Below are 22,529 nucleotides of genomic sequence, written 5' to 3' on the forward strand. Positions count from 1 at the left end.
CCTTTATGCGTCAACGAAGCCGGTAATTTGGGAAACACGAGAGAGGTCGATATTGCCGCCGGAAATAATGCAGACGGTTTTACGACCCTGAATATAGTGGTCGAGCTTGCCGCTTAATAACGCGGCACAGGCCAGCGCACCCGCGCCTTCCGTCACCACTTTATTTCGCTGAATAAGCGCGATCATGCTGTCGCGAATATCGTCTTCGCTCACCAGCACAATGTCATCGACCAGTTCACGAACGATTTCGAAGGTTAATTTCCCCGGACGAGAGACGTCGCAGCCGTCGGCCAGCGTGCCGGTGACGCGATGGCTCATTATTTCCCCGGCCTGAAACGATGCCGCCATGCCGTGAACATTTTCTGACTGCACGCCGATAATATTAATGGTGGGGTTGATGGATTTAATCGCCGTCGCGATCCCGGCAATTAATCCGCCGCCGCCGATAGGCACAATGACGTTATCCACGTCGTATAAATCTTCGAGAATTTCCAGACCGATGGTGCCCTGCCCGGCGATCACTTTGGCATCATCGTAAGGGGGAATAAAAATACGCCCTTCCATCTCGACGATTTCGCTGACTTTGGCGATGGTGTCGTTGAAGTTTTCACCGTGCAGCACGACTTCTGCGGAGTAGTCGCGGGTAGCGGCAACCTTGGATTTCGGCGCGCCCATCGGCATCACCACTTTGCCGTCGATACCGAGCATGGCGCAGGAGAGCGACACGCCCTGCGCATGGTTTCCCGCCGAACAGGCGACAACGCCTTTGCGTTTTTCAGCATCGGTGAGCGAGCTTAACTTATTAAACGCGCCGCGAATTTTGAATGAACCTGTACGCTGCATGTTTTCAAACTTCAGGAATATCTCACCCTTACAACGTTCGCTGAGATAATTCGAACGCGGCATACCGGTTTTATAGATTTTTCCTGCCAGTCGTTTTCTGGCATCCTGAATATCTTCAATCGTTACCGGGAGATCGTAAGTAATGTGCATAATATCCTCGTTATAATAATTCATTGTTTTCAGGCAAAGTCAGGGTATCAGAGCGTTAAAAAGCGTCGCTCCGGGTGTTTTAAATCATCATTATTTCTATCGTCGTTTTTCGATATTCATCGACGAATATTGTTTTGCCAGTTCAACTAATACTGACGCTGATTTTTTAATACTGTAATTTTTTGACCACACGGCGGCATAACGCGCCACGGGTAATTCATCTTCCACCGGCAGAACAATAAACTGGTCCGAGCCGAATGGCGCAATCATGTCACGGGGGATCACCGTCAGATAATCGGCATTGAGGACAAGGTTATAGATGGTGACGACGGAATCGGTCTGGACGATGTTTTCAATGCTGATGTGGTTGTCTTGCAGGGTGGTCAGAAGTTCTTTGTAGTAGCCCATATCGGTTTGCGGCATCACCCACTGCTCGTGCGTGAGCGATGCCAGTGTCGTCGGGCCAGTGCACGTTCGTGATTTGCTGGCGACCAGCACAAACTCGGACTCAAACAACGGCTCGACGTGCAGGTCCTGCAGCAGCATTTCATCGCTTAACGTACCGATGGCAAAATCCAGTCGGCCATCGCGGATAGCGGGCAGGAACGAAGAGAGCTGTGCTTCGTACATCGAGACGCGCGCTTTCGGGAACACTTCCTTGAATTTTTTGATCATCTCAGACAGAAAGGTGAAGCCTATCAGCGACGGATAGCCAAAGGAGACGTCCATAACGGTGCTAAAACTGAGGCTGTTGATCTCGCTCACCATGTTTTTCATTTCGCGGGTGATCGACTCTGAATACGAGAGCAGAACCTGGCCTGCTGCGGTCAACTTAACGCCCGTGTTTTTACGAACCATCACTTCCACGCCGAAGTAGGACTCGATATCGCTGATGATTTTGCTGACGGCCGGCTGCGTCAGGCCCAGTTGTCTTGCCGCAGAACCTATGGAGCCACTTTTAATGACTTCCTGAAATACCACGAGGTGCTGTGTTTTCGGTAGAATAATAGTGTTCATAATATTCTGCGCTTATTTCCCTATGACGGAGCGAATTCTACCTAATAGTGTTTCAGGGGGTATGTGCTGTTACTCACAATTTGCCTTTTCGTATCATTATTGGGTTCCACAAAGCACCATTAAAATACTTAAATATCAATTAGTTAATAATATAAAAACACACCAATACGCTGATATTGATCAACAAAAATGGCGGTAATAACTTTATTTTATGGTGATAACCACGGTGGATTTTTTGTATTTTAAAATATCAATAAAGACTATCTTTCAAACAATTAACGGCTAATAAACAACCATTTTCTATTTAAAACATTTTTGTGTTTTATCAAATAGAACAATAATGATGTTGCCCGCGCATACAAAAGGGTCGAATACATCACACATTCACACTGGGAATGTTTTTGAATTCAATATTCACATATCAAATGTGAAAACTATGAACACCATTGCTGCAACATCAGCAACAAATTAATAACACTGAGAAAACGTGCTTTTTTAGCGGGAAATTTTGTGATTAGGATCGTATAGGGTAAATGAATGGACATATTAACCACATAAACAGTGAAATGTGCTTAGCGTCGCAATTTTGAGAATTGGTATCATTTGCCTACATGGCCGATGACCAGAAAGCAAAAACCCCGCCGAAGCGGGGTTCTTTAAGAAGTTGAAGCTGACCGATAAGCCGGGTTCTGTCGTGGACAGTCATTCATCTAGGCCAGCAATCGCTCACTGGCTCAAGCAGCCTACCCGGGTTCAGTACGGGCCGTACCATGTGAACCCCTATTTGGCCTTGCTCCGGGTGGAGTTTACCGTGCCACGGACTGTTACCAGCCGCGCGGTGCGCTCTTACCGCACCCTTTCACCCTTACCTGATCCCGCTTGCGCGGGCCATCGGCGGTTTGCTCTCTGTTGCACTGGTCGTGGGTTTCCCCCCCAGGCGTTACCTGGCACCCTGCCCTATGGAGCCCGGACTTTCCTCCCCTCCGCCCGTCTCCCCCGAAAGGGACGACGACGAAGCGGCGACTGTCTGGTCAGCTTCGGCGCGCAGTATAGAGGGTTTGCGCGCCGCTGTCACCCTTGGGTGTGCATCCCCACCTGCAAAGTCGCGGCGATATTGCGTGAGGCGCGGTAAATGTTGTCATAGGCGCCGCGAAACGCCTCTTCCAGTGAACCAATGCTGGTCAGCACGCTGAACACGGCGTCAATACCGTACTGGTGCACGACGCCCACGTCCTGGGTCAGGCTACCGGCAATGCCAATCACCGGCTTATGGTATTTTTTGGCGACGTTCGCTACGCCGACGGGCACCTTGCCGTGAATGCTCTGGCTGTCAATACGCCCTTCCCCCGTCAGCACCCATGTGCAGTCGTGGATATGCTCTTCAAGATTGAGCGCCTGGGTGACAATCTCAATCCCACTCTTAAGTTCCGCGCCGAGAAAGGCCATCAGCGCTGCCCCCATACCGCCCGCAGCACCGGCTCCCGGTACATGCTTCACGTCGATACGCAGGGATTTTTTAATCACGTCGGCAAAGTGGCTGAGATTGGCGTCCAGCTCGAGGATCATCCCCTCGGTCGCCCCTTTTTGTGGGCCAAAGACGCGCGACGCGCCTTTCTCACCCACCAGCGGGTTGGTGACGTCGCAGGCGACGCGGATTGCGCAGCCCTTAAGCCGGGCATCCAGCCCTGAGACATCAATACTGTTAAGCGCCATCAGGCTGCCGCCGCCGTAGCCGATCTCCGTGCCGTTGGCATCGCTGAGCTTCGCCCCGAGCGCCTGCATCATCCCTGCGCCACCGTCGTTGGTCGCGCTTCCGCCGATGCCGATAATAATATTGCGCGCGCCTTTATCCAGCGCGCAGAGGATAAGCTCCCCGGTGCCGCGTGAAGTGGTAACCAGCGGGTTGCGCTGTGCCGGAGGGACTAATGCCAGACCGCTGGCTGCCGCCATCTCGATAAACGCCGTACTGCCGTCGCCGGACATTCCCCAGCAGGCATTCACCTTCTCCCCCAGCGGTCCCGTCACCACGGCATGATGTTCGCTACCGCGGGTGGCGGCGATCATCGCTTCAACCGTGCCTTCCCCGCCGTCGGCGACGGGAACAGAAACATAAAGTGCGTCGGGGAAGATTTCCCGAAATCCTTTTTCTATCGCCTGAGCTACCTCGGTGGCAGAAAGGCTTTCTTTATAAGAGTCTGGCGCGATTACGATTTTCATAGTTGTAGCCTGTTACAGCACGGATCCGGCCTGGACCGTAGGCCCGGTAAGCAAAGCGCCACCGGGCAGGACGTCATTAGCGAGCAACTTCCACTTTCGCCAGTTTTTCGTAGTAGCATGCGATGGCGCTATGGTCGGCGGTGCCCAGACCGTCCGCGCGCAGCGCCTGCATCATCTCCATGACTGCAGCGGTCAGCGGCAGCTGTGCGCCCACGCCGTGAGAGGTATCCAGCGCGTTAGCCAGATCTTTAATGTGCAAGTCAATGCGGAAACCCGGCTTGAAGTTACGATCCATCACCATCGGCGCTTTCGCATCCAGCACGGTGCTACCCGCCAGGCCGCCACGGATTGCCTGGTACACCAAATCCGGGTTGACGCCCGCCTTGGTGGCCAGCGTCAACGCTTCTGACATCGCCGCGATGTTCAGCGCCACAATCACCTGGTTCGCCAGCTTGGTGACGTTACCCGCGCCGATTTCACCGGTATGCACCACGGAACCGGCCATGGCCTTCATCAGGTCGTAATACTTGTCGAAAACTGCCTTGTCGCCGCCCACCATCACCGACAGCGTGCCGTCGATGGCTTTTGGCTCGCCGCCGCTGACCGGCGCGTCCAGCATGTTCACGCCTTTCACCTTCAGCGCCTCGCTGATTTCACGGCTGGCCAGCGGGGCAATAGAGCTCATGTCGATAACCACCAGGCCCGGCTTCGCGCCGTCGATAATGCCGTTCTCGCCCAGCGCGACCTCTTTCACATGCGGGGAGTTTGGCAGCATGGTGATGATCACATCGCACTGCTCCGCAACCGCTTTGGCCGTGGTTGCCGCTTCTGCCCCGGCTGAAATCACTTCAGCCACGGCGTCTGAATTACGGTCTAACACCACCAGTGAGTAACCCGCTTTGATGAGGTTCTTACTCATTGGTTTACCCATGATACCTAAGCCAATAAAGCCCACTTTCAGCGTCATAATCTTTTCCTCAGTGATGGTTATTTTTTAAAAACGTCTGCTAATTTCTGCGTGGCGGAGCGGAACACGCCGAGATCGCTACCCACGGCAACGAACCTCGCCCCCCACTCCAGATAGCGGCGGGCATCGGCTTCAACCGGGGCCAGAATGCCGCAGGGTTTGCCGTGCGCTTTGGCGCGAGCAAAGATGTGCTGAATGGCGCGCTGCACGTCAGGATGACCCGCATTGCCCAGATGCCCGAACGCAGCGGCCAGGTCGCTTGGACCGACAAAGATGCCGTCCACGCCATCGGTTGCGGCGATGGCATCGACGTTATCCACGCCTTGCTGGCTCTCGATCTGCACCAGGATGGTGATGTTCTTGTTGGACTGGGCGAAGTAGTCCGGCACGGTGCCAAACATGTTGGCGCGGTGCGACACGGACACGCCGCGAATGCCCTCCGGCGGGTAGCGGGTAGAGGCCACGGCCAGCACCGCCTCTTCTTCCGTTTCCACGAACGGGACCAGGAAGTTGTAGAAACCGATATCCAGCAGGCGCTTGATGATGACCGGCTCGTTCGTCGGTACGCGTACCACCGGCGCGCTCGGGCTGCCCTTCAGCGCCATCAGCTGCGGAATAAAGGTGCTGATGTCATTTGGCGCATGTTCGCCGTCCAGCACCAGCCAGTCGAACCCGGCCAGTCCAAGCACTTCAGTGCTGATCGGGCTTGCCAGCGCGGACCAGCAGCCAATCTGGATCTGATGCGCCGCGAGGGCCGCCTTAAACTTATTCGGGAAGATATCGTTACTCATCGCTTATACCTTTGCTTATTTCTGCAATTCCATACGTTTGATGTCGCCTACCACGAACAGGTAGCAGAACATCGCCATCAACGCTGAACAGCCAACAAATACCAGTGCCGCGTTGAACGAATGCAGCTCACTGACCAGATAACCAATGACCAGTGGAGTCGCGATGGACGCCACGTTGCCAAAGACGTTAAATACCCCGCCGCACAGGCCAACAATCTCTTTTGGCGCGGTGTCGGAAATCACCGGCCAGCCCAGCGCGCCGAAGCCTTTGCCGAAGAACGCCAGCGCCATCAGGGCTACCACCAGCGTGGTGTTGTTGGTGTAGTTGCACAGAATGATGGACGACGCCAGCAACATGCCGAGCACAATCGGCAGCTTACGCGCCAGGGTTATCGACTTGCCCTGCTTAATCAGATAATCCGAGAACACTCCGCCCAGCACGCCGCCAGCAAAACCGCACAGCGCCGGAATGGAGGCCACCAGACCCACTTTCAGAATCGACATCCCTTTTTCCTGCACCAGATAAATCGGGAACCAGGTAAGGAAGAACCAGGTGATGGTGTTGATAAAGTATTGACCAAAAAAGACGCCCAGCATCATGCGGTTGGTCAACAACTGTTTGATGTAATGGAGCTTAGGACCGCCTGCGACCTGCGCACCGGGCTTTTTGTGGTCCATATCCACCACCGCGCCGCCTTCGGAGATGAACTTCAGCTCCTGCTCTGACATGCGCGGGTGATCGGTCGGGTTATGGATATACTTCACCCATACGCCGGTCAGCACAAAGCCAATCACGCCCATCACGGTAAAGACGTGTTCCCAGCCCCAGGCGAAGGTCAGCCAGCCCAGCAGCGGAGAGAAGATTGCCAGCGAGAAATACTGCGCGGCGTTAAACAACGCAGACGCGGTGCCGCGCTCTTTGGTCGGGAACCAGGCCGCCACGATACGGGCGTTTGCCGGAAAAGACGGCGCTTCCGAGAAGCCGAGCATAAAGCGCATGATGAACATCGACACGCCCGCCCAGGCGAGCGGGAAGACATCCACAAAGCCCTGCAGGAAGGTGAACAGCGACCAGAAGAACAGGCTGTAGGTATAGACCTTTTTGGAACCGAACTTATCCAGCAGCCAGCCGCCGGGAATTTGCATCAGCAGGTAGGCCCAGCCGAACGCAGAGAAGATATACCCCATCGAGACGGCACTGAGCTGCAGCTCTTTTGCTACTTCCGTACCGGCAATCGACAGCGTCGCACGGTCAGCGTAGTTAATGGCCGTGACGATAAAAATAATCAGTAATATTAAATAGCGAGTGGGCACACCCTTTTTCGATTCTACAACGGTATCCAGAATCATGTTTATTTCCTCAGGCACAGCGAAATTTATATTTATAATTTTAGAAAACATATTTCCTGATTATTTATCGATAGCAGGCAATATCAGGTAATTAACCAGACGCAATATCAATGTGATTCAGTATAATCACCACTTTATGGCATCGCACTGGATTAACGCTCAATTATCACACCTGAAATGAATAAGTTTTTGAGCATATGCACAAAGCACTGGGCGCTGCTGCACAGAATCACGTATTCCCAGCCACAGTGCGCTATCTCTCGCTTTAGGGGGTGACTTGGATCACATTCTTATATCTCAAGTCCTGACATTCTTTATTTAAGAAAGCAGCGTCTTTATTTAGAAAATAAGTATACCCTAAATAATTCGAGTTGCAGGAAGGCGGCAAAGGAGTGAATCCCCAGGAGCTTACATAAGTAAGTGACTGGGGTGAACGAGAGCAGCCAACGCACATGCAACTTGAAGTATGACGGGTATAAATAACTATCTGCATGGCTGCATTAATGATCAGACACTTTGCTGGAGAATAGTGAACAATGGCCGACATTGAAATTCGACAGGCATCGCCGACGGCGTTTTATATAAAAGTACATGACACCGATAACGTGGCGATTATTGTCAACGACAACGGCTTAAAAGCGGGAACCCGTTTCCCGGACGGGCTGGAACTGATTGAGCATATTCCGCAGGGGCATAAGGTGGCGCTGGTGGATATCCCGGCGCACGGTGAAATCGTGCGCTACGGTGAAATTATTGGCTATGCCGTTCGCGCTATCCCGCAGGGGAGCTGGATTGAAGAGTCGCTGGTTGAGCTGCCAAAAGCGCCGCCGCTAAATACCCTGCCGCTGGCTACGCGCGTGCCTGAACCGCTTCCGCCGCTGGAGGGCTATACCTTCGAAGGCTACCGCAACGCGGACGGCAGCGTCGGCACCAAGAACCTGCTCGGCATTACTACCAGCGTGCACTGCGTGGCAGGCGTGGTGGATTACGTGGTCAAAATAATCGAGCGCGACCTGCTGCCGAAATACCCGAACGTGGATGGAGTAGTAGGGCTGAACCACCTCTACGGCTGCGGCGTGGCGATCAACGCACCCGCGGCGGTAGTGCCAATCCGCACCATTCACAATATTGCGCTCAACCCGAACTTTGGCGGCGAGGTGATGGTCATCGGTCTGGGATGTGAAAAACTTCAGCCTGAGCGCCTGCTACAGGGCACCGAGGATGTGAAAGCGATTCCGGTCGACGAGGCCAGCATCGTGCGCCTGCAGGACGAGCATCACGTCGGCTTTCGATCGATGGTCGACGATATTTTGCAGGTGGCTGAACGCCATCTGGACAAGCTCAACAAGCGCCAGCGCGAAACCTGCCCGGCCTCTGAGCTGGTGGTGGGCACCCAGTGCGGCGGCAGCGATGCGTTTTCCGGCGTGACCGCCAACCCGGCTGTGGGTTATGCGTCCGATCTGTTTGTGCGCTGCGGCGCCACGGTGATGTTCTCCGAAGTGACTGAAGTGCGTGACGCCATCCATCTGCTGACGCCACGCGCCGTCAACGAAGAGGTGGGCAAGCGCCTGCTGGAAGAGATGGCCTGGTACGATAACTATCTCGATATGGGGCAAACCGACCGCAGCGCTAACCCGTCGCCGGGCAACAAAAAAGGCGGCCTGGCCAACGTGGTGGAAAAAGCCCTTGGCTCGATTGCCAAATCCGGCCAGAGCGCGATTGTCGAAGTGCTCTCTCCGGGCCAGCGCCCGACCAAACGCGGCCTGATTTATGCGGCAACGCCTGCCAGCGATTTCGTCTGCGGTACGCAGCAGGTGGCGTCCGGCATTACGGTTCAGGTCTTTACCACCGGGCGCGGCACGCCGTACGGCCTGATGGCGGTGCCGGTGATTAAAATGGCGACCCGCACCGAGCTGGCAAACCGCTGGTATGACTTAATGGATATCAACGCGGGCACCATCGCCACCGGGGAAGAGAGCATTGAGGACGTGGGCTGGAAGCTGTTCCACTTCATTCTGGATGTCGCCAGCGGCCGGAAGAAAACGTTCTCCGATCAATGGGGATTACATAATCAGCTGGCGGTGTTTAACCCGGCACCGGTGACGTGAGTTTGCTGTAAACCTCGCTTAGCATGGCTTCGGCCATGCTTTTTTTTGCTTTCATTTCTTTCGCATTCTTCCCTTTCATTTCGATTCTTTCATTTTTAAGATACCAATCACAAAATAACATTCCGAAACCCTATATTGTCTTTCACATAAACAAAACGAAAGGTTTCGGAGGAAAGATGTTCATCATCTCGTCGAAAGCGATGCTGCTGAAAGCACAGCGCGAAGGTTACGCCGTACCGGCATTCAATATTCATAATCTCGAAACGCTGCAGGTGGTCGTTGAAACGGCCTCTGAGATGCGCTCTCCGCTGATCGTGGCGGGTACGCCCGGCACATTCAGCTATGCCGGAACCGGTAACGTGGTCGCCATCGCCAGCGATCTGGCCAAAACGTACAACCAGCCACTGGCGATCCACCTCGATCATCACGAAGATTTCGACGATATCGCGCAGAAAGTCCAGAGCGGGATCCGCTCGGCGATGATCGACGGATCGCATCATCCATTCGCTGAAAATGTCGCGCTGGTGAAGAAAGTGACAGACTACTGCCACCGTTACGATGTGAGCGTGGAGGCTGAACTTGGCCGTCTTGGCGGGCAGGAAGATGACCTTGTGGTCGACAGCAAAGATGCGCTTTACACCAACCCGCTACAGGCACGCGAGTTTGTTGAATTAACGGGTATCGACTCATTGGCCGTCGCCATCGGTACCGCGCACGGCCTCTACACTGCCACGCCTAAACTTGATTTTGAACGTCTGGCAGAGATCCGCAATCAGGTCGATATCCCGCTGGTGCTGCACGGCGCTTCCGGTTTATCTACGGCCGATATCCTTCAGGCCATTCGCCTCGGTATCTGCAAGGTCAACGTTGCCACAGAACTCAAAATCGCCTTCTCGAATGCCCTGAAAACCTATCTCGCTTCACATCCCGAAACCAGTGACCCGCGACATTACATGGTGCCCGCCAAACGCGCCATGAAAGAGGTGGTGCGTAAAGTTATTAACGATTGTGGTTGTGAAGGAAAGCTCTAAATACGAAAGCCTAAGTCCTGACCTGGAGGAAACGTGAAAGATATTATTACCCGCCATAAAGCGGGAGAAGATCTCGGTATTTGCTCAGTTTGCTCAGCGCACCCGCTGGTTATCGAAGCCGCATTGCGGTTCGATCTGCATACCGACAACAAGGTACTGATTGAAGCCACCTCAAATCAGGTGAACCAGTTCGGCGGTTACACCGGTATGAAACCCGCTGATTTCCGTGATTTTGTTCTGAAGATCGCTAAAGAGGTGGGCTTTCCGCATGAACGTTTGATCCTGGGCGGCGATCATCTGGGGCCAAACTGCTGGCAAAACGAACCGGCAGACGCGGCGATGGAGAAATCCATCGCATTGATCAAAGCCTATGTCGCGGCAGGGTTTAGCAAGATCCACCTGGACGCCTCAATGTCCTGCGCCGACGATCCTGTTCCACTCCCGCCAGGGGTGGTGGCACAGCGTGCCGCCCGACTGTGCAAAGCCGCAGAAGAGACGGCCACTGAAGAACAAAAAGCGGCGCTAACCTACGTGATTGGTACTGAGGTTCCCGTTCCCGGCGGTGAAGCCAGCAGTATTAACAGCGTTCATGTTACCCGTGTGGAAGATGCCGCGCAGACGCTGGAAACGCATCGCGAGGCCTTTGCCGCGCTCGGTCTGAACGAGGCGATGACGCGTGTGATTGCGTTAGTTGTGCAACCCGGCGTGGAGTTCGACCATACGCAAATCATTCACTACCAGCCGCACGCGGCAGAGGCGCTTTCCGGCTGGATCCGCCAGACCCCCATGGTCTATGAGGCGCACTCCACGGACTACCAGACTCGTCAGGCCTATCGCGCTTTGGTTCGCGATCACTTCGCGATCCTGAAAGTCGGCCCGGCGCTTACCTTTGCCCTGCGAGAAGCCATTTTTGCCCTCGCACAAATGGAGAAGGCCCTCATCGCCCCTGAGCAACGCAGCCATGTGCTTGACGTGATCGACGAAGTCATGCTGAACGAGCCGGATTACTGGAAGAAGTACTACCGCCCCACCTGGAGCCAGGCAATGGTGGATATTCACTTTAGCCTGTCCGATCGCATTCGCTACTACTGGCCACACCCGCGCATTCGCCAGAGCGTTGAAAGGTTAATCGCTAATCTGAGCGCAACCTCCTTGCCTCTGGGGCTGATCAGCCAGTTTATGCCCGTCCAGTTCGAACGATTGTCGATGAATGAGATCGCCGCAACACCGCAAAATCTCATCATCGACAAAATACAGGATGTATTACGCGCCTATCGATTTGGCTGCACCCCTGAACCCGTCTGATGCCGGAGAGTGTATGAGTCACGTTTTTGTCCGTACCGGAATTGAGTTTGAAACCTGCCAGCAGGCGCTGGCGCATATTGGCGAGGAGATGCTGGCTAACGGTGTTGTACAGGCCACCTACCCTGCCGCCCTTCTGGAAAGGGAGATGAACTACCCCACCGGCATTGCCCTTGAACGCCATGCGGTCGCTATTCCGCACTGCGAAGCCGTACATGCGAAACACCCCGCGATTTACCTGATTCGTCCGGACAAACCGGTGCATTTTCAGCAGGCCGATGATGATGGCGAGGTCGCCGTCTCACTCATCATCGCGTTAATCGTTGAAAACCCTGCGGCGCAAATGAAATTGCTGCGCCGCCTTTTCAGTGAGCTACAAAACCCGGATACGCTGGACATGCTGCTGGCTGCGCCCGCAGAGCGCCTGGCCGATCGTTTCCGGGAGACGATCCTTGAGCCTGTCGTCTGTGCCCAGGCTTCATAACATACTGATAATAAAAAAGGAGTGCCCTATGAAACGCAAAGTTATTGTTGCCTGTGGCGGTGCTGTCGCCACCTCAACCATGGCAGCAGAAGAGATCAAAGAACTGTGTGAAGCCCACCACATTGAGCTGGATCTGGTCCAGTGCAGGGTGACTGAAATCGAAACCTATATGGACGGTGCAGACCTGATTTGTACCACGGCGAAAGTTGACAGAGCCTTTGGCGACATCCCGGTGGTGCATGGCATGCCGTTTGTATCCGGCGTCGGCATCGAAGCCCTGCAGCAAAAAATTCTGACCATCCTCGAGGGGTAAGAACATGTTTACCGAAATCATGCGGTACATCCTCGATCTGGGGCCAACCGTAATGCTGCCAATCGTCATCATCATCTTCTCTAAGCTGTTGGGGATGAAGCTGGGCGATTGCTTTAAATCCGGCCTGCATATCGGCATTGGCTTCGTCGGGATCGGGCTGGTTATCGGCCTGATGCTTGACTCCATCGGCCCGGCGGCCAAAGCGATGGCTGAGCAGTTCCAGATTAACCTGCACGTGGTGGATGTCGGCTGGCCAGGTTCATCCCCAATGACCTGGGCATCACAGATTGCGCTTATCGCTATCCCTGTTGCCATTGGCGTCAACGTTGTCATGCTGGTGACGCGGATGACGCGGGTGGTGAACGTTGATATCTGGAACATCTGGCACATGACCTTTACCGGTGCGATGCTGCACCTGGCAACCGGCTCTTACTGGCTGGGTATCCTGGGCGTTGTGGTGCACGCCGCGTTTGTTTACAAGCTGGGGGACTGGTTTGCCAAAGACACGCGGGACTTCTTCGGTCTGGAAGGGATCGCCATCCCTCACGGCTCGTCAGCTTACCTCGGCCCAATCGCCGTTCTGGTCGATACGATTATCGATAAAATCCCAGGCCTGAAGCGTATTCATTTTAGCGCTGACGACGTGCAAAAACGCTTTGGCCCGTTTGGCGAACCGGTCACGGTAGGGTTTGTGATGGGACTGGCCATTGGCATGCTGGCAGGCTACGACGCCAAATCCGTTCTCCAGTTGGCCGTGAAAACCGCCGCCGTGATGCTGCTAATGCCGCGCGTTATCAAACCGATCATGGACGGCCTGACGCCGATTGCTAAACATGCCCGTAAACGTCTGCAGGCAAAGTTTGGTGGGCAGGAGTTCTTAATCGGTCTCGATCCGGCGCTGCTGCTGGGCCATACATCTGTCGTCTCCGCCAGCCTGATTTTCATCCCGCTCACTATCCTGATTGCTGTTCTGGTGCCGGGAAACCAGGTATTGCCGTTCGGTGACCTTGCCACTATCGGCTTTTTTGTGGCGATGGCGGTCGCGGTGCATCAGGGCAACCTGTTCCGCACGCTTATCTCTGGCGTCATCATCATGGGCATTACGCTGTGGATTTCGACCCAGACCATCGGCCTGCACACCCAGCTTGCGCAAAATGCTGGCGCGTTGAAAGCTGGCGGGCTGGTGGCCTCCATGGACCAGGGCGGTTCACCCGTCACCTGGCTGCTCATCCAGTTGTTCACCTGGCAAAACGTGGTGGGGTTCATCGTGATTGGTGCAATTTACGTCACCGGCATCCTGCTTACCTGGCGACGTGCCCGCGTGTTTAGCGCGGCAGAAAAGAACGCCGCTACCCCGCAAAGCCAGACGGTGTCTTGATATCCGGGGAGCCATGCTCCCCTCTTTTTCTTTCTGGAGTGAATATGAAATCAGTGGTAATTCACGCTGAGGGCAACGTGCGCGTTGAAGAACGTCCAATCCCTCACATTCAGGCTGCGGATGATGTGCAGGTGCGTATTGCCTGCTCAGGATTATGTGGCTCCGATATTCCGCGAATTTTTGCCGGAGGGGCACATTATTATCCCATCACCCTGGGGCATGAATTTAGCGGTCATGTCGAAGCCTGTGGTACCGAAGTGCACGATCTCAAGGCCGGCGATCCGGTTGCCTGCGTGCCATTACTGCCCTGCTTTTCCTGTCCGGCGTGTGAAAAAGGCTACTTCTCGCTCTGCAAGCAGTATCAGTTTGTCGGATCGCGCAGCGAAGGCGGCAACGCGGAATATATCGTGGTGAAGCGAGCAAACCTGTTCCGCCTTCCTGCAGAGATGGCAATTGAAGATGGGGCATTTATTGAGCCCATAACCGTAGGGCTACACGCGTTTCATCTCGCTTCCGGCTGCGAGGGTAAGAACGTCATCATTGTCGGCGCAGGCACTATCGGCCTGCTGGCGATGCAGTGTGCACTGGCATTGGGCGCCAACAGCGTAACCGCGATCGATATCAACGACGAGAAGCTCGCGCTGGCAACAACGCTGGGGGCAACTCAGGTATTTAATAGCCGCGCTCTGGCCGCAGACGACATCCTCAACGCCTTGAGCGACAACCCGTTTGATCAGTTGGTTCTTGAGACTGCTGGCACACCGCAAACCGTTACGCTCGCCATTGATATCGCCGGGCCGCGGGCCCAGGTCGCTCTGGTGGGTACGCTGCATCATGACCTGAACTTACCTGCGGCGACATTTGGCAAGATACTGCGTAAGGAGTTGACGCTTCTGGGAAGCTGGATGAATTATTCGGCCCCGTGGCCGGGTGAAGAATGGGAAACCGCGGCACGCCTGCTCACAGAGAAAAAACTGCAGCTAAAGCCCCTTATTGCTCATACCGGCGATAGCGATAGCTTTGCTCAGGCCGTGCAGGGACTAAACGGTGCGCCAATGCAGGGCAAAATCATGCTGCGCTTCGCGTAGTGCTTCGAGCCAGCAACCTGAGCTGGCTCACATTTCCTTTCGAATATTACCGTACCCCTTTCGCATACCTTCGATTAGAATAGAGGCAGTTAATTATCAGGCATTTCAATATGAACTCATTTGAGCGACGCAATAAAATCGTTGACCTCGTCAACGCTCAGGGCAGTGTCATGGTGCTGGATCTGTCGAATATGTTTGGCATTTCGGAAGTGACGATTCGAACAGATCTGCGCCTGCTGGAAGAAAAAGGATTGGTCACGCGTTTTCACGGTGGCGCAGCAAGACCCGGCAGCAGCCTGGCGGAAAGCGAAAATCAGGAAGTGGTGCTGGAAGACCGTTATAAGCTGGCAAGCGACCCGAAAAAGCGCATCGCACAGGCTGCAGCGGCCATGATTGAAGAAGGGATGACGATCATTCTCGATAGCGGTAGCACCACCATGCTCATCGCCGAAGCACTCACCAAAAAAGCCAATATCACCGTCATCACCAACAGCCTGCCTGCCGCGTTTGCCCTCTCGGAAAATAAAGATATTACGCTCGTGGTCTGCGGCGGTACCGTGCGCCATAAAACGCACTCTATGCATGGCACCATCGCCGAGCGCTCTCTGACCGGGATAAGCGCGGACCTGATGTTTGTCGGCGCGGACGGTATTGATGCCACCAACGGCATTACAACGTTCAATGAAGGCTATTCGATAAGCAGCGTGATGGCTGCCGCCGCGCATAAGGTGATTGCCGTGCTGGACGCCAGCAAGTTCAATCGGCGCGGGTTCAACCAGGTGTTGCCGATGGAAAAAATCAACTGTGTAATTACGGATAATGGGATCGGAAAACACGAAAAAGAACTGTTGGGTAAAACGGGCACCGAGATCATCACTGTGTAGTGTGCAGCCGGGTAAGGCACACAGCCACCACCCGGCAAAACAGGCAGCAGGAGCTTACTCCCCCTGCTGCTCCAGCGCATACTTATACAGCGCATTTTTCTTCACGCCGTGAATTTCCGCCGCCAGCGCAGCGGCCTTTTTCAGCGGCAGTTCCGCCTGCAGCAGCGCCAGCGTGCGCAGCGCGTCGGCAGGCAGTGCGTCTTCCTGCGCTTTATGCCCTTCGACAATCAGCACCATTTCACCCTTGCGGCGGTTTTCGTCTTCCTTCACCCACGCCAGCAGTTCGCCCACTGGCGCGCCGTGGATCGTTTCCCAGGTTTTGGTCAGCTCGCGCGCCAGCACCACGTAGCGGGATTCACCCCAGACAGTCACCATATCTTCCAGGCTTTCCAGCAGGCGGTGGGTGGATTCGTAAAAAATCAGGGTGCGCGGCTCGGCTTCCAGATCCTTCAATACGTCGCGACGGCCTTTGGATTTAGCTGGCAGGAAGCCTTCATAGCAGAAGCGGTCAGACGGCAGACCTGCGGCGCTTAACGCAGCAATCGCCGCGCACGGCCCCGGCAGCGGCACCACGCGAATACCGGCTTCGCGACAGGTACGCACCAGGTGATAGCCAGGATCGTTGATCAGCGGCGTACCGGCGTCGGAGACCAGCGCAATGTTCTGTCCTTCCTTAAGTTTCGCCACCAGCGTTTCGGCTTTTTGTTGCTCATTGTGATCGTGCAGGGCAAACAAACGGGCGTTAATCGCGAAATGTTGCAGCAGTAAGCCGGTGTGGCGGGTATCTTCAGCGGCAATTAAATCAACAGCTTGCAACACGGTGAGCGCACGTTGGGTAATATCAGACAAATTCCCGATAGGAGTAGGTACAATATAAAGCTGGCCTTGAGAATTATCTGCCGTTTCGTGTTGTTTCATTGTTTCGTCCGTATTGCCGATTTAATATTGAGCATTGCGTAAAAAAAATCACTGGATACAGTATGGTACCGTTAACGTTTCTTCGAAAAAAAGCCACGCGCAGCGTGCCGCTTCTGCTCGCAGCCCTGATCTTTGCAGGCTGTGGCACCCAGGCACCCGATCAGACCGCTGCCCATATGCAGGGATCGGCTCAGGCTGATTCTGGCTTTTATCTGCAACAAATGTCGCAGAGCTCAAATGATACCAAGACCAACTGGCAATTACTCGCCATTCGTGCACTGCTGAAAGAGGGTAAAACCCAGCAGGCAGCCGAACTGTTCAATCAGCTACCGCAGGATCTTAACGACGATCAGCGCCGCGAGCAGGGTCTGCTCTCTGCTGAACTGAAGGTGGCGCAGAAAGATTATGCGGCTGCGAAGAAAATCCTTGGAGACATCGACGTCGGTGCGCTGGACAAAAACCAGCAGGCGCGCTTCTGGCAGGCGGGAATTACCGCCGAGCAGGGTCGCCCTTCCCTGACGCTGCTGCGCGCGCTTATCGCCCAGGAGCCGCTGCTCGCCGGTGCGGATAAACAGAAAAATATCGATGCAACATGGCAGGCACTCGCCTCCATGACCCAGGAACAGGCGCAAACGCTGGTCATTAACGCCGACGAAAATGTTTTGCAGGGCTGGCTGGATCTGCAGCAGATGTGGTTTAACAACCGCAGCGACCCAACGATGTTGAAAGCAGGTATTACCGACTGGCAAACCCGCTACCCGCAAAACCCGGGCGCGAAAATGTTGCCGACGCAGCTGGTGAATGTGCAGAACTTTAAGCCAGCCTCGACCAGCAAAATCGCGCTGCTTCTGCCGTTGAACGGCCAGGCGGCGGTCTTTGGCCGCACCATTCAGCAAGGCTTTGAAGCGGCGAAAAACGGGACAACTGCCGTAAGCGGTAGTGCCGTACCGGCTCAGTCCGCACAGGCAGCCAACGTGAACGACGTTGTCAGCCCTTCTGCCGCTGAAACCAGCGACCTGACTGCAGCACAAGCGCCAGCGCAGGGGACAATGCAGAACCCGGTCACCGCGCCGACGACGCCACCAGCCGCAACGCCTGCACCTGAAGCAGTACAGGCTCCTGCGGAAACTCAGGCTCCCGTGACGGCTGAACAGCCACAACCGCAAGCCGCGCCAGCAGAACAGCAACCAGCCACGCAGCCTCAGGCCGTGGCAACCACCAGCGCCAACCCGAGTGCTGAGCTGAAAATCTACGACACCACCGCTCAGCCGCTCGATCAGGTGCTGGCGCAGGTGCAAAAAGATGGCGCGAGCATCGTTGTCGGTCCCCTGCTGAAAAACGACGTGGATACGCTGATAAAGAGCAACACCACGCTGAACGTGCTGGCGCTTAACCAGCCAGAGAACGTGCAGAACCGCGCCAACATCTGCTACTTTGCTCTCTCGCCAGAAGATGAAGCCCGCGACGCGGCGCGTCATATTCACGAACAGGGTAAACAGGCGCCGCTGCTGCTGATCCCGCGCAGCGCGTTGGGCGATCGCGTCGCCAATGCCTTTGCCGATGAGTGGCAGAAGATCGGCGGTGGCGTGGTGCTGCAACAGAAATTCGGCTCCGCCTCAGAACTGCGCGCTGGCGTCAACGGCGGCGCAGGTATCGCCCTTAACGGCAGCCCGGTCAGCGCCAGCCTGCCGCAGCAGCAGAGCGTGACCATCGGCGGCCTGACCATTCCGGCCCCTCCTACCGACGCGCAAATCAGCGGTGGCGGCAAAGTGGATGCGGCCTACATTGTCGCGACGCCGGAAGAGATTGCTTTCATCAAGCCGATGATTGCGATGCGCAACGGCAGCCAGAGCGGCGCAACCCTCTACGCCAGTTCGCGCAGCGCGCAGGGCACCGCAGGCCCGGATTTCCGTCTGGAAATGGACGGCCTGCAGTACAGCGAAATCCCAATGCTCGCGGGCAGCAACCCGCCGCTGATGCAGCAGGCGCTCAGCTCGGTACGTAACGACTACTCGCTGGCACGTCTGTACGCCATGGGCGTGGATGCGTGGGCGCTGGCAAACCACTTCACCCAGATGCGTCAGGTGCCGGGCTTCGAGCTCAACGGCAACACGGGCGATCTGACCGCTACTCAGGATTGTGTGATTAACAGGAAGTTATCATGGCTCAAATACCAGCAGGGGCAGATCGTCCCGGCCAGTTAAGCCGCAAAGCGACCGGCGATGCGTGGGAGTTAAAAGCGCGTCGCTGGCTTGAAGGCAAAGGACTGCGTTTTATCGCCGCCAACGTCCGCGGGCGCGGCGGCGAAATCGACCTGATCATGAAAGACGGTCAGGTCACCGTGTTTGTAGAAGTGCGTTTTCGACAGTCCTCCCGTTTTGGCGGTGCTGCCGCCAGCGTGACGCTCGCCAAACAACATAAATTATTACAGACTGCCCACTTGTGGCTTGCCCGCCATAATGGGAGCTTTGATACTGTGGATTGCCGGTTCGATGTGATAGCCTTCACCGGAAATGAGATCGAATGGCTTAAAAACGCTTTTGGCGAAGACGCATAATTGAGATTTAAAGGGATAACGTGCTCGAAAGAATTAAAGTGTGCTTCACAGAAAGCATTCAAACACAGATTGCCGCGGCGGAAGCCCTCCCGGACGCGATCTCCCGCGCAGCCATGACGCTGGTACAATCTCTTCTGAACGGCAACAAAATCCTCTGTTGTGGCAATGGCACCTCAGCCGCCAACGCACAGCATTTTGCTGCCAGCATGATCAATCGTTTTGAAACAGAACGCCCGAGTTTACCTGCCATTGCACTTAATACCGATAATGTGGTCTTAACAGCGATTGCTAACGATCGTCTGCATGACGAGATTTACGCGAAGCAGGTGCGCGCCTTAGGCCATGCCGGGGACGTGCTGCTGGCCATCTCCACGCGCGGTAACAGCCGGGATATCGTTAAAGCCGTTGAAGCGGCGGTCACCCGCGATATGACTATCGTTGCGCTGACCGGCTATGACGGCGGCGAGCTGGCAGGTTTACTGGGGCCGCAGGATGTGGAAATTCGCATTCCGTCTCATCGTAGCGCGCGTATTCAGGAGATGCACATGCTCACGGTGAACTGCTTATGCGATCTGATCGATAACACGCTTTTCCCTCACCAGGATGATTAAGGAGTTCTAATGAAGGCTTTATCGACCCTTGCAGTCCTTATGTCTGCACTTCTACTTCAGGGATGTATTGCCGCTGCTGTTGTCGGTACCGCAGCTGTCGGCACCAAAGCGGCGACCGATCCGCGTTCTGTCGGGACGCAGGTTGATGACGGTACGCTGGAGCTGCGCGTCAACAGTGCGCTGTCGAAAGACGAACAAATCAAGAAAGAAGCGCGTATTAACGTAACGGCTTATCAGGGTAAAGTGCTGCTGGCAGGCCAGGCGCCTAATACCGAATTAGCCTCCCGCGCTAAACAGATCGCGATGGGTGTAGAAGGAACAACAGAGGTGTTCAATGAAGTGCGCCAGGGCCAGCCAATTGGTTTGGGCGATGCGTCTTCCGATACCTGGATCACCACCAAAGTGCGCTCTCAGCTCCTGGGCTCGGACCAGGTGAAATCGTCAAACGTGAAAGTGACCACCGAGAACGGCGAAGTGTTCCTGCTGGGTCTGGTGACTGAGCGTGAAGGGAAAGCGGCGGCGGATATCGCCAGCCGGGTCAGCGGCGTGAAGCACGTCACCACCGCGTTTACTTATATCAAGTAATTCACACCTGACGATAAGCCCGGTAAGCGCTAGCGCCACCGGGCTTTTTTTACATCAACGCAATACTGCCCACAATCACCCCACTCAACGCCACCAGCCCCGCCGTCAACCACAGCGCTTTCGCGGGGAATGACTTACGCAACATGATAAGCGACGGCAGGCTGATCGCCGGCAGCGTAATCAGCAGCGCCAGTGCAGGCGCGGTGCCCATGCCCGCCAGCATCATGGTCTGGACAATCGGAATTTCCGCCGCCGTTGGGATCACGAAGAGGCAGCCTGCAACGGCCATCGCAATGACCCACATCAGCGTGTTGTCGATAGCGCCATCCGCATGCGGGAAGAGCCAGACGCGCGCCGCCCCCAATACCAGCACCGCCAGGATATAAACCGGGATGGTGCTCCAGAAAAGCTGCCACAGCGCGATACCCCAGCGCGTAAAAAAACCACCCTGCGGCTCGCTGATGTCCAGCTCAACGGCAGCGGTCTCAGGCGCGTTGTCCTTCACCAGTTTTTGCACCAGCGTCGCCACCACCAGCACCGTCGCCAGCCCGGCAACCAGGCGGATCGCAGCAAAATGCCACCCAAGCACAAAGCCCATAAAGACCAGCGTTGCCGGGTTGAGCAGCGGGTTACCCATCCAGAACGCCAGCGCGCCGCCCATCGACACGCGCTGACGACGCATACCCGCCGCAACCGGTGCGGCGCAGCAGGAGCACATCATGCCCGGCAGGGAGAAAATCGTCCCCAGCAGCGTGCCCTGAAAACGCGGCTGGCCGAGTGTTTTCACCAGCCAGTTACGCGGGATGAGCACCTGTATCAGCGAGCCCAGAATCACGCCCAGTACAGCGGCTTTCCAGACGGCAAGGAAGTAGACCATGGCGTAATCCCACGCCGCCTGAAGCGGGCTGGAATCAGCCTGAGCGAGAATAGATTTACCGATGCTGTGCGTTTCGGCGGCGGTAAAGGCTTTGCCGTAGTACGGCTGCCATTTCACATACCAGAGGCCAACAATGACCACGAGAAAGAAAAGTGCGGGCTTCCACCATTGAACAGGTGTTGCCGCCTGAGATGAAGACTGACCAGTCATAGCATTCCCCGGAGAGTGTTAGGTTATTAGCCGGGGGAGTTTACGCCTCGTCCTGGGCGATTTCACGCAGTTTTGCCGAAGGGATAATGTTGACCCCCGCTTTCAACGGTGCCAGCCCTTCTTTTAGCATCGCAAGGGCGACGTCCCGCGCCTCGATAGATTTCCAGTTGCCGGGAAGGATCTTAAACAGCGGGGCCAATATCGACTCGTTAAATCGGCGTTCGTCCCTGTGGCCGCTGAGCATCGAGGGGCGCACAATCGTCAGCTGCTCCCATTTCTGCGCGATCAGCGCATCCTCCATCTTACCCTTCACCTTGTTGTAGAAAAAAGGAGATCCGGCATTGGCACCCAGCGCACTGACCACCAGAAAATGTTTGGCCCCCAGTTTTTTCGCCGTGAGCGCCGTGTCCACCACCAGCGTGTAGTCGGCATGGATAAATGCCTCTTTGCTGCCCGCCTCACGCCGCGTGGTACCCAGACAACAAAAGGCGATATCAATGGGATCCTGGACCTGCGCCAGCGCGTCCGTCAGCTGCGGATCGTGCGGGTTAAATACGCCGGAGACGTCCGCCAGCGGCCGACGCGTAGGCGCTGCAATGTAGTTCACGCGGCGATCCTGAATCAGCAACCGCAGCAGATGATCCCCCACCAGCCCGGTGGCGCCCGTAATCAGTACCTGACTCATCGTATCCCCTTTACAGAATTGTCCGTTTGCGAACTCAGCGTGGTCGACCACACTTATACCCTAAATAATTCGAGTTGCAGGAAGGCGGCAAGGGAGTGAATCCCCAGGAGCTTACATAAGTAAGTGACTGGGGTGAACGAGTGCAGCCAACGCACATGCAACT

General features: G+C 55.5%; 21 protein-coding genes and 1 other RNA gene. 12 read left to right on the plus strand and 10 right to left on the minus strand.

All coding sequences use genetic code 11. The features are described 5' to 3' along the window. Positions 1-3: 3 nt before the first annotated feature. The 7 genes from tdcB to AC2T6E_RS14065 all read right to left on the minus strand — a co-directional run bounded on the left by tdcB (position 4) and on the right by AC2T6E_RS14065 (position 7,335). The gene (gene tdcB / locus AC2T6E_RS14035; protein WP_341494579.1) at positions 4-993 is read right to left on the minus strand and encodes a bifunctional threonine ammonia-lyase/L-serine ammonia-lyase TdcB; all 990 of its coding nucleotides are present in this window, start codon (positions 991-993) and stop codon (positions 4-6) included. 96 nt (positions 994-1,089) lie between these two features. Next, positions 1,090-2,010, minus strand: coding sequence for a transcriptional regulator TdcA (gene tdcA / locus AC2T6E_RS14040; RefSeq protein ID WP_148401090.1), 921 nt, complete (start codon positions 2,008-2,010; stop codon positions 1,090-1,092). A 662-nt stretch (positions 2,011-2,672) separates the two neighbouring features. Continuing rightward, positions 2,673-3,049, minus strand: an RNA gene (rnpB, locus tag AC2T6E_RS14045) — RNase P RNA component class A. A gap of 32 nt (positions 3,050-3,081) precedes the next feature. Continuing rightward, positions 3,082-4,227 carry a glycerate 2-kinase gene (garK, locus tag AC2T6E_RS14050; RefSeq protein ID WP_278435490.1) on the minus strand — a complete coding sequence of 382 codons (1,146 nt, stop codon included), beginning with the start codon at positions 4,225-4,227 and terminating at the stop codon, positions 3,082-3,084. 76 nt (positions 4,228-4,303) lie between these two features. Beyond that, the gene (gene garR / locus AC2T6E_RS14055) at positions 4,304-5,194 is read right to left on the minus strand and encodes a 2-hydroxy-3-oxopropionate reductase (protein ID WP_486692222.1); all 891 of its coding nucleotides are present in this window, start codon (positions 5,192-5,194) and stop codon (positions 4,304-4,306) included. A gap of 20 nt (positions 5,195-5,214) precedes the next feature. Beyond that, the gene (gene garL, locus AC2T6E_RS14060) at positions 5,215-5,985 is read right to left on the minus strand and encodes a 2-dehydro-3-deoxyglucarate aldolase (RefSeq protein ID WP_486692224.1); all 771 of its coding nucleotides are present in this window, start codon (positions 5,983-5,985) and stop codon (positions 5,215-5,217) included. Between the two features lie 15 nt (positions 5,986-6,000). After that, positions 6,001-7,335 (minus strand): MFS transporter, encoded by a 1,335-nt coding sequence (locus tag AC2T6E_RS14065; RefSeq protein ID WP_010435927.1) that lies wholly within the window; start codon positions 7,333-7,335, stop codon positions 6,001-6,003. Between the two features lie 536 nt (positions 7,336-7,871). Between AC2T6E_RS14065 and garD the strand changes: the two genes are divergently transcribed. The 8 genes from garD to AC2T6E_RS14105 all read left to right on the plus strand — a co-directional run bounded on the left by garD (position 7,872) and on the right by AC2T6E_RS14105 (position 15,923). Beyond that, positions 7,872-9,443: a galactarate dehydratase gene (garD, locus tag AC2T6E_RS14070; RefSeq protein ID WP_089599845.1), complete on the plus strand. Its 1,572-nt coding sequence runs from the start codon at positions 7,872-7,874 to the stop codon at positions 9,441-9,443. A 176-nt stretch (positions 9,444-9,619) separates the two neighbouring features. Next, on the plus strand, positions 9,620-10,474 hold the full coding sequence (locus AC2T6E_RS14075; protein ID WP_108416143.1) for a tagatose bisphosphate family class II aldolase: 855 nt from the start codon (positions 9,620-9,622) through the stop codon (positions 10,472-10,474). Between the two features lie 33 nt (positions 10,475-10,507). Beyond that, positions 10,508-11,779: a tagatose-bisphosphate aldolase subunit GatZ gene (gatZ, locus tag AC2T6E_RS14080; protein ID WP_260662521.1), complete on the plus strand. Its 1,272-nt coding sequence runs from the start codon at positions 10,508-10,510 to the stop codon at positions 11,777-11,779. Positions 11,780-11,792: 13 nt separating this feature from the next. Further along, positions 11,793-12,260, plus strand: coding sequence for a PTS galactitol transporter subunit IIA (gene gatA / locus AC2T6E_RS14085; RefSeq protein ID WP_120159672.1), 468 nt, complete (start codon positions 11,793-11,795; stop codon positions 12,258-12,260). Between the two features lie 28 nt (positions 12,261-12,288). Further along, positions 12,289-12,573 (plus strand): PTS galactitol transporter subunit IIB, encoded by a 285-nt coding sequence (gene gatB, locus AC2T6E_RS14090; RefSeq protein WP_021242240.1) that lies wholly within the window; start codon positions 12,289-12,291, stop codon positions 12,571-12,573. Positions 12,574-12,577: 4 nt separating this feature from the next. Further along, positions 12,578-13,951: a galactitol-specific PTS transporter subunit IIC gene (locus AC2T6E_RS14095; RefSeq protein WP_486692229.1), complete on the plus strand. Its 1,374-nt coding sequence runs from the start codon at positions 12,578-12,580 to the stop codon at positions 13,949-13,951. Positions 13,952-13,995: 44 nt separating this feature from the next. Next, positions 13,996-15,039: a galactitol-1-phosphate 5-dehydrogenase gene (gene gatD, locus AC2T6E_RS14100; protein WP_262186004.1), complete on the plus strand. Its 1,044-nt coding sequence runs from the start codon at positions 13,996-13,998 to the stop codon at positions 15,037-15,039. 110 nt (positions 15,040-15,149) lie between these two features. After that, positions 15,150-15,923 carry a DeoR/GlpR family DNA-binding transcription regulator gene (locus AC2T6E_RS14105; RefSeq protein ID WP_486692231.1) on the plus strand — a complete coding sequence of 258 codons (774 nt, stop codon included), beginning with the start codon at positions 15,150-15,152 and terminating at the stop codon, positions 15,921-15,923. A 54-nt stretch (positions 15,924-15,977) separates the two neighbouring features. Here AC2T6E_RS14105 and rsmI read toward each other — a convergent pair whose 3' ends face one another. Further along, positions 15,978-16,841, minus strand: a complete 864-nt coding sequence (rsmI, locus tag AC2T6E_RS14110; RefSeq protein WP_063146524.1) for a 16S rRNA (cytidine(1402)-2'-O)-methyltransferase — start codon at positions 16,839-16,841, stop codon at positions 15,978-15,980. A gap of 62 nt (positions 16,842-16,903) precedes the next feature. On the opposite strand from rsmI, the gene AC2T6E_RS14115 reads away from it, so the two are divergent. The 4 genes from AC2T6E_RS14115 to dolP are packed head-to-tail and all read left to right on the plus strand — an operon-like array spanning position 16,904 to position 20,594. After that, positions 16,904-19,045, plus strand: a complete 2,142-nt coding sequence (locus tag AC2T6E_RS14115) for a penicillin-binding protein activator (protein WP_316383025.1) — start codon at positions 16,904-16,906, stop codon at positions 19,043-19,045. Next, positions 19,003-19,398, plus strand: a complete 396-nt coding sequence (locus tag AC2T6E_RS14120; protein ID WP_042717561.1) for a YraN family protein — start codon at positions 19,003-19,005, stop codon at positions 19,396-19,398. Before AC2T6E_RS14115 ends, AC2T6E_RS14120 begins: the two co-directional genes overlap by 43 nt. Before the next feature lie 20 nt (positions 19,399-19,418). Beyond that, positions 19,419-20,009: a DnaA initiator-associating protein DiaA gene (gene diaA / locus AC2T6E_RS14125; RefSeq protein WP_003861754.1), complete on the plus strand. Its 591-nt coding sequence runs from the start codon at positions 19,419-19,421 to the stop codon at positions 20,007-20,009. Positions 20,010-20,018: 9 nt separating this feature from the next. Further along, positions 20,019-20,594, plus strand: coding sequence for a division/outer membrane stress-associated lipid-binding lipoprotein (dolP, locus tag AC2T6E_RS14130; RefSeq protein WP_089599837.1), 576 nt, complete (start codon positions 20,019-20,021; stop codon positions 20,592-20,594). 49 nt (positions 20,595-20,643) lie between these two features. Here the strand turns inward: dolP and AC2T6E_RS14135 are convergent, their stop codons facing one another. Together AC2T6E_RS14135 and AC2T6E_RS14140 are read right to left on the minus strand one after the other, a co-directional pair. After that, positions 20,644-21,681 (minus strand): permease, encoded by a 1,038-nt coding sequence (locus AC2T6E_RS14135; RefSeq protein WP_253178797.1) that lies wholly within the window; start codon positions 21,679-21,681, stop codon positions 20,644-20,646. A gap of 40 nt (positions 21,682-21,721) precedes the next feature. Then, on the minus strand, positions 21,722-22,366 hold the full coding sequence (locus tag AC2T6E_RS14140; RefSeq protein WP_148401084.1) for an NAD(P)H-binding protein: 645 nt from the start codon (positions 22,364-22,366) through the stop codon (positions 21,722-21,724). Positions 22,367-22,529: the final 163 nt, after the last annotated feature.

The sequence above is a fragment of the Enterobacter sp. B79-1 genome (genome assembly GCF_057444735.1).